This window comes from Paraburkholderia sp. A1RI_3L (assembly GCF_048957895.1).
GTDB lineage: Bacteria > Pseudomonadota > Gammaproteobacteria > Burkholderiales > Burkholderiaceae > Paraburkholderia > Paraburkholderia kururiensis.
Genome location: NZ_JARCHA010000004.1, coordinates 131,348 through 144,228, shown reverse-complemented (window position 1 = coordinate 144,228; position 12,881 = coordinate 131,348). Strand labels below are relative to the sequence as shown.

General features: G+C 64.6%; 10 protein-coding genes. 4 read left to right on the top strand and 6 right to left on the bottom strand.

Annotation, left to right across the window (positions count from 1 at the left end; genetic code table 11):
• Window positions 1-263: 263 nt before the first annotated feature.
• The 4 genes from gltA to PXJ20_RS13465 form a co-directional block, all read right to left on the bottom strand.
• Window positions 264-1,565 carry a citrate synthase gene (gltA, locus tag PXJ20_RS13480; RefSeq protein WP_421057423.1) on the bottom strand — a complete coding sequence of 434 codons (1,302 nt, stop codon included), beginning with the start codon at window positions 1,563-1,565 and terminating at the stop codon, window positions 264-266.
• Window positions 1,566-1,776: 211 nt separating this feature from the next.
• Window positions 1,777-2,583 carry an alpha/beta fold hydrolase gene (locus PXJ20_RS13475; RefSeq protein WP_421032209.1) on the bottom strand — a complete coding sequence of 269 codons (807 nt, stop codon included), beginning with the start codon at window positions 2,581-2,583 and terminating at the stop codon, window positions 1,777-1,779.
• A gap of 259 nt (window positions 2,584-2,842) precedes the next feature.
• Window positions 2,843-3,889 (bottom strand): rod shape-determining protein, encoded by a 1,047-nt coding sequence (locus PXJ20_RS13470; protein ID WP_026121626.1) that lies wholly within the window; start codon window positions 3,887-3,889, stop codon window positions 2,843-2,845.
• Window positions 3,890-4,146: 257 nt separating this feature from the next.
• On the bottom strand, window positions 4,147-4,803 hold the full coding sequence (locus tag PXJ20_RS13465; protein ID WP_421032208.1) for an alpha/beta hydrolase: 657 nt from the start codon (window positions 4,801-4,803) through the stop codon (window positions 4,147-4,149).
• 409 nt (window positions 4,804-5,212) lie between these two features.
• Here PXJ20_RS13465 and PXJ20_RS13460 point away from each other — a divergent pair, with 409 nt between their 5' ends.
• Window positions 5,213-6,814 carry a DHA2 family efflux MFS transporter permease subunit gene (locus tag PXJ20_RS13460; RefSeq protein WP_413214976.1) on the top strand — a complete coding sequence of 534 codons (1,602 nt, stop codon included), beginning with the start codon at window positions 5,213-5,215 and terminating at the stop codon, window positions 6,812-6,814.
• Between the two features lie 81 nt (window positions 6,815-6,895).
• Here the strand turns inward: PXJ20_RS13460 and PXJ20_RS13455 are convergent, their stop codons facing one another.
• Window positions 6,896-7,684, bottom strand: coding sequence for an AraC family transcriptional regulator (locus tag PXJ20_RS13455; RefSeq protein ID WP_421032207.1), 789 nt, complete (start codon window positions 7,682-7,684; stop codon window positions 6,896-6,898).
• Window positions 7,685-7,949: 265 nt separating this feature from the next.
• Here PXJ20_RS13455 and PXJ20_RS13450 point away from each other — a divergent pair, with 265 nt between their 5' ends.
• A complete protein-coding gene (locus PXJ20_RS13450) occupies window positions 7,950-8,864 on the top strand; it encodes a glutaminase (RefSeq protein WP_017775615.1) in 915 nt (304 codons plus the stop codon).
• A gap of 368 nt (window positions 8,865-9,232) precedes the next feature.
• Here PXJ20_RS13450 and PXJ20_RS13445 read toward each other — a convergent pair whose 3' ends face one another.
• On the bottom strand, window positions 9,233-10,672 hold the full coding sequence (locus PXJ20_RS13445) for an alpha/beta fold hydrolase (RefSeq protein ID WP_421032206.1): 1,440 nt from the start codon (window positions 10,670-10,672) through the stop codon (window positions 9,233-9,235).
• A 181-nt stretch (window positions 10,673-10,853) separates the two neighbouring features.
• Between PXJ20_RS13445 and PXJ20_RS13440 the strand changes: the two genes are divergently transcribed.
• Together PXJ20_RS13440 and PXJ20_RS13435 are read left to right on the top strand one after the other, a co-directional pair.
• Complete coding sequence (locus tag PXJ20_RS13440) at window positions 10,854-11,432, top strand: TetR/AcrR family transcriptional regulator (protein ID WP_421032205.1); 579 nt, start codon at window positions 10,854-10,856, stop codon at window positions 11,430-11,432.
• A 710-nt stretch (window positions 11,433-12,142) separates the two neighbouring features.
• Window positions 12,143-12,859 (top strand): PadR family transcriptional regulator, encoded by a 717-nt coding sequence (locus PXJ20_RS13435; protein WP_421032204.1) that lies wholly within the window; start codon window positions 12,143-12,145, stop codon window positions 12,857-12,859.
• Window positions 12,860-12,881: the final 22 nt, after the last annotated feature.

The window sequence follows — 12,881 nt, the reverse complement described above, 5'->3', positions numbered from 1 at the left end:
TGTCCGCGACTGACTGCCCTGGTGCCGCTAGATATGCGAGACACCGTCCGGCCACTGGTCGAATACGAGCGCTACAGAACGCATGCGAATTGCCGGCTCGGCAAGCCCCTGCTGTGGGCCCGCAGTGCCAACTCGTGCCATGCGCCCAAATGAAAACGCCCCGAGGGCGCAAACCCATCGAGGCGTCTATTGGAGGCTCCTGCGGGAGCGCGGTGTATTCAGTGCGTGCGATGCGACTTGCTACGCCTCGCACGCCAGCGCTATCAACGCTGCGCGATCGGCTTCGCCTCACGCGGCGTGTCGCCGATGAACAGCTGGCGCGGACGGCCGATCTTCTGTTCGGGGTCGGCGATCATTTCGTTCCACTGCGCAATCCAGCCCACCGTACGTGCCATCGCGAAGATGCAGGTGAACATCGAGGTCGGAATGCCCAGCGCGCGCTGCACAATGCCCGAGTAGAAGTCCACGTTCGGGTACAGCTTGCGCGACACGAAGTATTCGTCTTCCAGCGCGATCTTTTCGAGCTGCATCGCGAGCTTGAAGAGCGGATCGTCGTGCAGGCCCAGTTCTTCCAGTACCTCGTGGCACGTCTCGCGCATCAGCTTCGCGCGCGGGTCGTAGTTCTTGTAGACGCGATGGCCAAAGCCCATCAGCTTCACGCCCGAGTTCTTGTCCTTCACCTGACGGATGAATTCGGGAATGTTGTCCGGCGAGCCGATCTCTTCGAGCATGTTGAGCGCCGCTTCGTTGGCGCCGCCGTGTGCCGGGCCCCAGAGACACGCGATACCGGCCGCGATACACGCAAACGGGTTCGCGCCCGACGAACCGGCCAGACGCACCGTCGAGGTCGATGCGTTCTGCTCGTGGTCCGCGTGCAGAATGAGGATGCGGTCGAGCGCGCGCACCAGCACGTCGTTGACCTTGTACTCCTCGCACGGGTTCGAGAACATCATGCGCATGAAGTTCGCGCTGTACGACAGTTCGTTGCGCGGATACACGAACGGCTGGCCGATGCTGTACTTGTAAGCCATCGCCACGAGCGTGGGCAGCTTCGCGATCATGCGGATGGCCGACACTTCGCGGTGATGCGGGTTATTGATGTCGAGCGAGTCGTGGTAGAAGGCCGAGAGTGCGCCCACCGCAGCCACGAGAATCGACATCGGGTGCGCGTCGCGACGGAAGCCACGGAAGAAGAACTGCATCTGCTCGTGGACCATCGTGTGGTTCGTGACGGTCTTCACGAACTCGTCCTTCTGGGCCTGGTTGGGCAGTTCGCCCTTGAGCAGCAGGTAGCAGGTTTCGAGGAAGTCGGCGTTTTGCGCGAGGTTGTCGATCGGGTAGCCGCGGTACAGCAGTTCGCCCTTGTCCCCGTCGATGTACGTGATCGCCGAATTGCATGCCGCCGTCGACATGAAGCCCGGGTCGTACGTGAACTTGCCGGTCTGACCGTACAGTTTGCGGATGTCGATTACGTCCGGGCCCAACGTGCCCTTGTAGACGGGCAGCTCGATGGTCTGGTCGCTATCGGAAAAGCGCAGCGTGGCGTGCGTGTTCGATTCGTTCATCTTCGGAGTCCTTTTTTGCCGGGGCATGAAAGACGCGGTGTGCCGTCGCGCGGGTTGCGGCGACCTGTCGCGGCTCTGGCCTCGCATTCTAAGGCGAGGAACTGGCCAAATTGATGCTGTGCAACACAACAAACCGTCTCGGGACCCGCAATACTCGAAGCAAGCTGACTGTAAGCGTCTTGCGCCTTGAAGACGAAGCGCGCACCAGCGCTCACACGCCGTGCTCTGGCACCCTCGCCTTCACGCCTGCGATGAACGTATCGACGTAGCGATTGAACGCCGCGGGATGCGCGAGGTTCATGCCGTGCGAGGCGCCCTGCACTGTTTCGCGCCGTGCATCGGGCAGCCACGCGTCGAGCGCGCTGGCGGTACGCCGAAACATGTCCGGGCTTTTTTCGCCGTCGATCAGCAGGACGGGGCAACGCACGTCGGCTGCGTCGGCGGGCGTATAGGCCGGCAGCGGATCGCGAAACTGGCGGGCGAGCGTGTGCGCGTTGTCGGTGGCCATCGTGCGGAACGTCATGGTGCTTTTGGCCCAGAAGCCCGGGCGGCTCACCGAATCGACGAACAGTTGCAGCCCGGCGTCGACGTGCCCGTCCTCGATCAGTTGCGCCGCGCGGGCCCGCAACGCATTCACCGTTTCCGGCAATTGCGCGGGCGGGCGGCCTTCGATCTGCAACGGACCGCCGGGGTCTGCGAGCGTCAGCGTACGTACGTGCTGCGGATGCCGCCGTGCGAAATGGAACGACACGCAGCCGCCGCGCGAATGGCCCACCACGTGCGCGGGGCCAGCGCCGAGGCGCTCCACGAACTGCGCAAGTTCATCCGCGTGACGGCTCCAGCTGAAGGGCACGGCGCTCTGCCGGTCGGCGTCGGGCCAGTAATGCGTGAGACTCACGGCCACGCAGCGATAGCGGGCGGCAAGGCCATGGAGTTGCGGTTGCCAGTAGCGGTAGTCGCACAGCGAACCGTGCACGAAGAGCAGCAGTTCGCCCCTGCCGGCCTCGACGTAGGGCATGCGTAAGCCGTTGGCGAGCGCAATGAAGGACGGGACAAAAGCCGCGCGAGCGGAATCGGCTCGAACGGAGTGAGCCAGAGCAAAAGCGGGACGTTGATTCACAGACAAGAGAACGCACCGCAGCGGGATCGAAACATCCGCTGAAAATGGGCGCAGAGACAATGAAGGAACGGTGGATTGTCCCACGGCAGCGCTTTGCGCGTGCGACGCGGCCTTCGTCGTACCGTGCGGGCGTGCCGGTTGCGCGCGCCTGTAGCGCCTATTCGAACGCGTACTCGTCCAGCACCTGCCCGGCCGCGCCCGCGCCGCGCACGGCGCAGGTCAGCGGCTCGTCGGCGATGCGCACCGCCACGCCGAGTTCCGCCGCAAGGCACCGGTCCAGGTTCGCGAGCAGCGCGCCGCCGCCCGTGAGCACGATGCCCGTGCTCGCGATGTCGGTGACCAGTTCGGGCGGCGCGTTTTCGAGTGCGTCTTTCACCGCGCCGATCACCTGCTTGAGCGGCGACACGATTGCGTCGGCCACGTCGTGATTGCTGAGTTCAACGGTGCGCGGCAGGCCGTCGTCGAGGCTGCGGCCGGTCGCGTTCATGCGTTGCCGCGGCACGTCGCGCATCGCCGAACCGATGGTCTTCTTCACGTGCTCCGCCGTGGGCTCGCCGAGCAGCACGCCGAACAGGTTGCGCACGTAGCTCACGATCGCCTGGTCGAACTGGTCGCCGCCCACGCGAATCGAGCCGCTGTAGGCAAGACCGCCCAGCGCCACCACGCCGACTTCGGTCGTGCCGCCGCCAATGTCCACGACCATCGAACCCGTGGCGGACGACACCGGCAGGCCCGCGCCCACCGCGGAAGCCAGCGATTCGCCGATCAGGTTCACCCGCCCCGCTCCGGCGGCCACAGCCGCCTCGCGAATCGCCCGGCGCTCTACATGCGTCGCGCCCGCGGGCACGCAGATGGTGAACGACGCGCGCCGCCCGAACAGCCGGCGCTGCTGGGCCATGTCCACGAACTGACGGATCATGTGCTCGGCCGCGGAGAAATCGGCAATCACGCCGTGGCGCATGGGCCGCACCGTTTCGAGGTTGCCGGGGGTGCGGCCGAGCAGCTGCTTCGCCTCGCTGCCGACAGCCGCCACGCGGGCTTCGCCCGGCGCGGCGTGTTTCTGGAAGCACACCACCGAGGGCTGATTGAGCACGACGCCCTCGTCGTGCGTGTAGATGAGCGTGTTCGCCGTGCCGAGATCCACGGCCACGTCGTGGCGGAACAACCGTTTCAGGAAGGAGGGGTGCGGCGTTGTTCTGGCCATGAGTGGGCTCGGCTCGTGTCGTCGACCGCCCCGCCTGGGCGATCGGAATCGTCGCCGCCCTGGCGCGCCGCGCGGTGGCGAACGCCGCGCTACCTCACGCGCCGGACGGTTCCTGCTGGCCATGACGGCCTATTGGAACCGTTAACGGCGCATGCCGCCGCAAACTTTAGCCGCGCCAGAATAATTTGGCATCCCGGAATGTTTCCGCGTATTTCGGCGCGGGTCATGGAGCGGGTCTCCATGCGCACCGCCCTTTGCTAAAGGGCCGAAAAGGCGCGCGCCAATGCTTCGCGGCCCAGCATGGCGCCCTGCGACGAAATGGTGTGGCCGACGCCCGGCAACGCATAGGCACCCACGGCGAAGCCGGCGTCGCTGAACGCGTTGGCCGCCCGTTCGAGCTCCGCGATGGGAATGACGCCGTCCTCCACACCGTGCACGAGCGTGAGCGGCGTGCGGCTGTGCGCGATGACCGGCACGGCGAGCCGCCCGGAGTAGGCCACGACGGCCACGGCGCCCTCATCGTGCGTTGCAGCGTAATAGAGCGACATGATGGACCCTTGCGAAAAGCCTACGAGTGCAAGCTGACCGAAACCCTGCAGCCCCCAATGCGCGAGTTCGGCGCGCAACATGCGTTCGAGTGCAGGCCAGGCGGCGGCGACACGCTCACCGCGACGGGTCTCGTCGATGTCGCGCAGGCTGAACCACTGGCGCCCGCCGAAACCTCCGTCGAACGGCTCGCTGCCGTCGAGCGATGCCCACGCCACGTCCTGCGGCAGCGAGCCGCGCCATGCGTCGGCGAGCGGCACGAGATCCTGCGCGTTGCTGCCCACGCCATGCAGCAGCACGACGAGCGCCCGCGCGGGCGCGTCGGCCGGCGCAAGGCGCCAACCGTGTTCGAACGATTCCCAGCTCATTGCAATCCCCTGCATGTGGTTTTGCGGCATGGTCCGGCGACTCATGCGCGGGCGCGTGCCCAAACGCGAGCATACCGCGCGTTTCAGTGCAGGCGCCCTGTGCAGGCGCCCATGCCGGCGCCCTGAAATTTGCGGACGGCGACCGCTGCGCACGGCGCCGACGTGCATGTCCGAATGCGGGTAAGCTTGGCCCGATTCGCATCTTTCGCGGCGCGTTGCCGCATTCCGCCGCACGCCGTCGCATGTTCGTTGTGAGCCGGCGCCTTGTGTGAGCGGTTTGCGTCGATATTTCGCGCCAACGTTTCTGCGCGCTGTCGAGGCCGGTGTCTTCCTGTGGCTGCACACCGGCTGATCGGTGTGAGCCGGCCACCCCGTCGGCACATGCGGCCCGATTTTCCGGAGATATCGCTTGAATCCGCCACGGACTGCGTCTGCTACGCCGGCCGCGCCTTCGCCGGCTTCCGCGCCCGCCGCCGCTGCCCCGCCGCCGCTCGCCGGCGGCCAGCTCGTGCTCGCCACCATCGCCGTTGCGCTTGCCACGTTCATGAACGTGCTCGACACCTCGATCGCCAACGTCGCGATTCCCACCATTTCGGGCGACCTCGGCGTTTCCGTGGACGAAGGTACATGGGTCATCACGGTATTCGCCGCCTCGAACGCCGTGTCGATTCCGCTCACCGGCTGGCTCACGCAGCGCATCGGCCAGGTGAAGCTGTTCGTGGGCGCGATCCTGATGTTCGTAGTGGCGTCGTGGTTGTGCGGCGTCGCGCCCAGCCTGCCGGTGCTGCTCGCCGCGCGCGTGTTGCAGGGCGCCGTGGCCGGACCGCTGATCCCGCTCTCGCAGGCCATTCTGCTGGGCTCCTGGCCGAAGGAAAAATCCGCCACCGCGCTGGCGCTATGGGCCATGACGGCGACCGTCGGGCCTATCGCGGGGCCCGCGCTGGGCGGCTGGATCACGGACAACTACAGCTGGGCCTGGATCTTCTACATCAACATTCCAGTCGGCATCTTCGCGGCCGCCATCACGTGGTCCATCTATCGCAAGCGCGAATCGGCCACGCGGCAGCCGCCTATCGACGTAGTGGGGCTCGGGCTGCTCATCACCTGGGTGGCCTCGCTGCAGATCATGCTCGACAAGGGCAAGGACCTCGACTGGTTCAATTCGCCGTTCATCGTGGGACTGGGCGTGACGGCGTTGATCGGCTTCGCGTTCTTTCTGGTCTGGGAACTGACGGAGCAGCACCCTATCGTCGACCTGCGGCTCTTTGCGCAGCGCAACTTCCTGGGCGGCACGGTGGCGATTTCCGTCGCGTATGCCGTGTTCTTCGGCAATCTGGTGCTGCTGCCGCAGTGGATGCAGGAATACCTGAACTATCGTTCCGTCGATGCCGGCCTCGTCACCGCCCCGCTCGGCATTTTCGCGGTGATCCTCGCACCCGTGATGGGGCGCGTGCTGCCCCGCTCGGACGCACGCATCATCGCGACGCTCGCGTTCGTGGGGTTCGCCATCGTTTTCTACATGCGCTCGCGTTACGTGATCGAGATCGATACCTGGCACCTCGTGCTGCCCACGCTGCTGCAAGGCATTCCGATGGCCATGTTCTTCGTGCCGCTCACCGCGATCATTCTCGCGGGGCAGCCGCCGAGCAAGGTGCCGGCCGCGGCGGGCCTGTCGAACTTCGTGCGCGTATTCTGCGGCGCCATCGGCACCTCCATTTCCACCAACGCCTGGAATAACCGCACCGTGCTGCACCACGTGCGCCTCACCGAGCAGGCAACGGTGGACAACCCGCTCTTTCGCCAGCAGATCGACTCCACGCAGACGCTGCTGCACCTGAGTCAGCCGTCGGCGAATGCGCTCTTCGAGTTCACGCTGAACACGCAGGCCGCGATGATGGGGCTGAACGACATCTTCTACGTCTCGGCCATCATCTTCGTGCTGATCATTCCGTTGATCTGGATTACGCGGCCCGCAAAGGGCGGCGGCGGAGATGCGGCCGGAGCGCATTGAAGTGCAGTTCGTCTGCGGTTCGTCGGGGTTCATCGGGTTCGCGATAATCCGGCTGCGGAATGTCGCGTCCAGAGGCGCGCCTTAGCGGAAATATCGTGCAGGCGTTTCGCCGAGTGCATCGCGAAAGACCGCGATGAACGACGACACATCGTTGTAGCCCACTTCAAGCGCCACCTGGGTCACGCTTGCGCCTGCGCCGAGCTTCTCGAGCGCGACGAGCAGACGCAACTGCTGGCGCCACTGACCGAACGTGAGCCCCGTTTCCCGGACGAAGAGACGCGCCGCTGTACGGGCCGTCACGCCGGCCGCTTCCGCGAGTTCATCGAGCACGCGGGAATCCGCGGGGTTCGTGACCAGCATGTCGGCCACGCGCTGGATGCGTGGATCGCGCGGCAGGAACAATGAAAGCGGCATGGCGGCGAGTTGCGACACGCGGTCCAGGATGACCTGCACGAGCCGCGCCTGAGCGCCCTCTTCCGTATAGCCCAGGCCGAAGATGGCCGCGGCTCGCAGCAGTTCGTCGGTCAACCGGTCGATGGCCACTACGCAGCCTTGTGCGGGCACGAACGCAACGGGCGGCACGGCCGCGGCGCCCGGTACGAGCAGCGGTTCGCCTTCGGCGTAGAGCGTATGGAGCGCCAGCGGCGCCGTGGACGACAGCCGGTGCAGCACGCCCGGCAGCACCCAGACCGCATGGCCGGGCGGCGCCACCCAGAGCGCGGACTCCGTGCGCACGGTCAACACACCACTACCCGAGCGAATCAACTGGGCACGCGGCTCCGCACGCCACGGCACTTCGCTGCCTTCATGCCGTTGCTCGAGCACGTAGACGGCGCGCACCGGCGCCGTCGGATCGCGGCTTTCCATCATGCTGTCTGTTTCCCCCGGATCAGGGCGGGAACAAACCAGATTAGCACAGCCTCCACGGGATGAAACCACGCCGCGGAACGCGGCGGCGCCTGCTGCAGTGCAGTCCCGATTACAATGCCGTCCCACGTCGTCTGCACTGAACTGAACTGCATTGCACTACGCTGCGTCCATCGTGGGATGCAGGCACTGAAACGCAGGTGCCGAAGCAGCCTGCACCATTGAGCATCCGACTGACTGTATTCGCCTTCGCCCGTCTCTTGCCCTCATGAACTACACCCCGATCCTCGAGCAGATTCGCCACGACGTGCAGCCCTACCTCGGCACAGGACGCGTGGCCGACTACATTCCCGAACTCGCACGCATATCCGGCGACCGTTTCGGCATGGCGGTCGTGACGATCGACGGTCAGGTGTTCCGCACGGGCGAAGCCGACACACGCTTTTCGATCCAGAGCATCTCGAAACTCTTTGCGTGCACGCTCGCCTTCAAACTGCTCGGCGACGACCTGTGGCACCGCGTGGGACGCGAACCGTCGGGCACGGCGTTCAATTCGCTGGTGCAGCTGGAAGCCGAACACGGCAAGCCCCGCAACCCGTTCATCAATGCAGGTGCGCTCGTGGTGACGGACGTTCTGTGCCGCCGCTTCGTGCAGGCGGAAACGGCACTGGTCGAGTTCATCCGGCGGCTCTCGGGCGAACCCGGCATCGACTACGAGGCTCGTGTGGCGGAATCGGAACTGCAGCACGCGCATCGCAATCGCGCGATGGCGCATTTCATGGCGAGCTTCGGCAATATGGAAATGCCCCCGGAAACCGTCGTCGATGCGTACTGCCGCCAGTGCGCGATCTCGATGAACTGCGTGGAGCTGGCACGGGCCGCGCTCTTTCTCGCCAACGGCGGCGTGTCGCCGGCCACCGGCGAACGGGTACTGGACGCCAGTTCAGCCAAACGCCTGTCCGCGCTGATGCTCACCTGCGGGACCTATGACGCGGCCGGCGACTTCGTCTACCGTGTCGGCCTGCCAGCAAAGAGCGGCGTGGGCGGCGGCATTGTCGCGGTTCTGCCCGGCGAGATGGCGGCGTGCGTCTGGTCGCCGGCGCTCGATGCGAACGGCAATTCGCTGGCGGGCGTCCAGTCGCTGGAATGGCTGACCACGCTTACGGGACGGTCTATTTTTTGATGGGTGCGGCGTGAGCGGTCTGCATTGATTGATCCGCTCAATGCAGGCGCGAGGCGTTGGACTCATTGACTTCATTCTGTTGACCGCGTTTGCTTGCCTGCGCCGACGGCCTTTGGCGGCTCGTCGGCATTCGAGTGCAGGCTTGCTTGCGCTGCTCTATGGCGCCCGTCATGTTGGCGCCCGCCCGATTCCTGAGGATTGAGTGTCGAAGATAGCGTCGATTTCGATACTTTCGGCCTTTCGACCGCCTTCAGACCTTCAACCTGAGCGCCTTTCTTCTTTTCCTCTATTCGTCAGCCGTCTGCTTGTCTTCCTGCCCGGGCGACTGCCGCGCCCGCGGTGTACGCAGGCGCATCGGCAAGGCAGCGTCAGGCAGCAGCGCCCGGCTGGAAGCCAGCGTCGATCTCGACCCGCGACAAGTGAGCGACCGTGTTGACGAGCGTCTTGCCCGCCACGGCCATTGCAATCGCCACCGCCGCACGACGATCGAAACCCGCCGCCTTCAACATGTTGACGTCGCTATCCGACACCTGGGTGCGCTTCGACGCGATGGCAGTCGCGAACTGGCGCACCGCTTCCAGCTTCGGATCGGCGAGCACGCTGCCGCTGCGCAGCGCATCGACCACATCTGCAGACGCGCCGAGCTTGCCGGCGAGCGTCGCGTGAACAGCTACGCCATAGTCGGCGGCATTCGCCCGGCTTGCTGCGGCCATTGCGACCTGCTGCGCCACCGCATCGAGCGAAGTTGCACCGAGCGAATGGAGCCAAGCCAGGTATGCGGAGAGCACTGGCGGCTCGACCGCAAGTGCATGGCCGAGATTAGGCACGAAACCGAACACGCCACGCATGGCGTCGAACAGCGGCCCGGTTTCATCCGACGCCGGCACGTCATTCAGTGCACCGAACAATGCCGGACCTTGCGCAACGTCCAGCGTCCGCGCGAAGAATGCCCGAACGATGCCTGCCACTTCGTCCAGATGCGATTCGAGCGGGAAGTGGCCTGCATCGATAAAACGCACCTCGGCATCAGGGATGTCGCGCCGGAACGCCTCGGCCCCTGCCGGCAGGAAGAACGGATCGTTCTTGCCCCACACAGCCAAGGCCGGCGGACGATGCGTGCGGAAATACTCATGAAAGCGCGGGTAGGCGGCGACGTTGGCCTTGTAATCGCCGAACAGGTCGAGCTGGATCTCGTCGTTGCCCGTGCGATCGAGAAAATGCTGGTCGAGCGTATAGCTCTCCGGCGCGATATGCGACGTATCGCGCTCGCCATGCTCGTACTGGAACCGCGTGGTCCCTGCCACCAGAAGGCTGCGCAGTTGCTCACGGTTCGCATCGGACGGGTCCTGCCAATAGGCGCGTATCGGGTTCCATCCTTCGCTCAGACCTTCCTCATAGGCGTTGCCGTTCTGCGAGACGAGCGCGGACACGCGGTCCGGGCGGGATGCAGCGAGGCGGAAGCCCACCGGCGCGCCGTAGTCGAACACGTACAACGCATAGCGCGTCAGGCCGATCACATCAGTGAAGCTTTCGATCACTTCGGCGAGGTGGTCGAAGGTGTAGCCGAACGTCTTCGCGTCGGGTGCGTCGGAAAAGCCGAAACCGGGCAGATCCGGCGCAACCACGCGGTACTTGTCGGCCAGACGATCGATCAGCCCGCGGTACTGATGGCTCGAAGTCGGGAAACCGTGCAGCAGCAACACGGCGGGCGCGTCCTTCTGCCCGGCTTCGCGGTAGAACAGGTTGACGGCGGTGCCGGTGCGGCGGTCGGAGACGGAAACGGTTTGATACGTGGCGAGCGTGGACATCGAGTTCTCCTGGATCACGGAAAGAGGCGTCGGCCTGAATTGATTGCGCACATTCACTGAACCGAACGATCGGTACAGTAGTAGGTGAGGATGCGCGTGTCAAGGATTGATTTGTGGATCAAGGCGACTTACCCTTTCGATCTGTACCGAACGATCAGTTTTCTGGAGAGGCGAAAGAACCATGGCTACCGCTCAGGCATCGAAGGACGAGATCATCGACCGGCTGTTCACCGTGTTCCGGGACCGCGGGTTCGAGGGGGCGTCAATTGCTGATCTGTCGCGCGCAACGGGCCTCGGCAAATCGAGCCTCTATCACCATTTCCCCGAAGGAAAGGAACAGATGGCTGCGGCGGTACTCGAGCGCGCCACGGCGGTGATCGATCGTGAAATCCTGAACGCGGCCCAATCGGCCGGCACGTTGAAAGCCCGCATCCGCAAAATCGTGGCCGCGCTAGATCGGATGTACCTGGGTGGACGCACGCCCTGCGTGCTCGGGCAACTCGCGACGTCCAATATCGGGTCGGTTGCGAGGCACGGTCTGCTACTGGCGTTTTCGCACTGGATCGACGCTGTCGAAGCGTTGGCGCGCGAAAGTGGCATGTCGCCAGCACGGGCGCGGCATTTCGCGGAAGACTGGGTTGCGCGCCTGCAAGGAGCGTTGATTCTGCAGGCTGCAAATGAGGATCTCGGGCCGTACAAGCGGGCCATGGCCGCATTGACCGAACTCGCAAAGGACGGCACGGACCGGACTCCCGAGTAGATGAATGCACGTCGTTCTGCGGCGCGAGCGAAATGCAATTCTCCGATCGCAGCCAGGACACAGCGAAGACGTAAAAGTCCCAATCAAGCTGTGGCCGCCTCAGACGCTTCCGATATGCAACGCGTCATCGGCACCGTTCGTAAATTGTCGCGGTAACAGCGCCTCTGCTGAAATCGATTACGAAGACCCGCACTTCCCCATCTGGATTTTGCTTCGAGAATGGGGGCCATCACCTCAATGAACTTTTCCTTCGCGTCGTCAGCCACGAAGAACATGCTCGACGCGATTGCGGCACCAAGCATAGCGGTCCGCTGAGGGCGGGCACGCTACGCCTCATCCCTCAGTGTTCCGGAAAACGGGCTTTCAGGTCATCTGCCGCCTCCTGGAAAAACTCACCCACCCATTGCCGGAGCGGCGCCGCGCTGATGCCTGTCTCGGCCGACGCGCCGCGCGCGGCGCCGCCCTTTTCCTGACTCGTATCGAGCCTACCCACCGGTGGCGTGGACCTGCCACTTCACCGACCTCGACGCGACAGAGCATTCCGTGCGGCCCCGGTAATCGAGCGGCGCTTAGGTGTGGCTGCAGATTTCGCCGCCTATAGAAACTGGCCGGCGATAGCCAACACACATTCGAGCTAAAAACCGTTTGACAGACACTCTTACGATATATATCTTAAGATACGTTTTACGACAATTATGAGGAGTCATCCCATGCGTCATCACCCGTTTTCCCGACACGGCGGCGCCCATCCGTTCCGTGACGGTTTTTCACTTCATACGCTCTGGCACGCCATGGGCCGCCACCATCATCGCCGCGGCGGCATGTTCTGGGGCGAGGGATTCGGCGGCCCAGGCGGCTTCGGCGGCGAAGGCGACGGCTTCGGACGTGCACGAAAATTCACGTCTGAAGACCTCCAATTGCTGCTTCTCGCGCTGCTCGCGGAACAGCCCAGCCACGGCTATGAACTCATCAAGGCGCTCGATGCACGCTCTAACGGCTTCTATAGCCCGAGCCCCGGCATGGTCTATCCCGCACTCACCTATTTGGAGGAAGTGGGTTACGTCACGGTGCAGGTAGAAGGCAACCGCAAACGCTATGAGCTGTCCGATGCCGGCCGCGTCTATCTGGCGGAGAACCGTGAACGCGCCGACCTGATGCTCGCCAAACTCACGCACATCGCTCGCAAGATGGACATCATGCGTCGCGCGTTCGCGGGCGAAGAAGCTCCGGACACGACGGAAGGCGGCTGGGTGCCCGAACTCGTGGAAGCGCGACGCGCGCTCAAACATGCACTATTGCGCCGCACCGATGCGACGCCCGACGAGCAGCGCCGCATTGCCGCCATCCTCGCCCGCGCCACGGCGGAAATTGAGGGCGACGGCGAGCACGGCGGTCAGCGCGGCGGCAGCCCCGCAGACGACATCTGAACGCCAATGCATCCAATCTGGA

Bases quoted from the DNA above. Each gene is read 5' to 3' on its own strand.
- PXJ20_RS13445 (WP_421032206.1), bottom strand. From the start codon at position 10,672: ATGTCCACGCTCGCCACGTATCAAACCGTTTCCGTCTCCGACCGCCGC.
- PXJ20_RS13455 (WP_421032207.1), bottom strand. From the start codon at position 7,684: ATGATGGAAAGCCGCGATCCGACGGCGCCGGTGCGCGCCGTCTACGTG.
- PXJ20_RS13440 (WP_421032205.1), top strand. From the start codon at position 10,854: ATGGCTACCGCTCAGGCATCGAAGGACGAGATCATCGACCGGCTGTTC.
- gltA (WP_421057423.1), bottom strand. From the start codon at position 1,565: ATGAACGAATCGAACACGCACGCCACGCTGCGCTTTTCCGATAGCGAC.
- PXJ20_RS13475 (WP_421032209.1), bottom strand. From the start codon at position 2,583: ATGCCCTACGTCGAGGCCGGCAGGGGCGAACTGCTGCTCTTCGTGCAC.
- PXJ20_RS13465 (WP_421032208.1), bottom strand. From the start codon at position 4,803: ATGAGCTGGGAATCGTTCGAACACGGTTGGCGCCTTGCGCCGGCCGAC.
- PXJ20_RS13450 (WP_017775615.1), top strand. From the start codon at position 7,950: ATGAACTACACCCCGATCCTCGAGCAGATTCGCCACGACGTGCAGCCC.
- PXJ20_RS13435 (WP_421032204.1), top strand. From the start codon at position 12,143: ATGCGTCATCACCCGTTTTCCCGACACGGCGGCGCCCATCCGTTCCGT.
- PXJ20_RS13470 (WP_026121626.1), bottom strand. From the start codon at position 3,889: ATGGCCAGAACAACGCCGCACCCCTCCTTCCTGAAACGGTTGTTCCGC.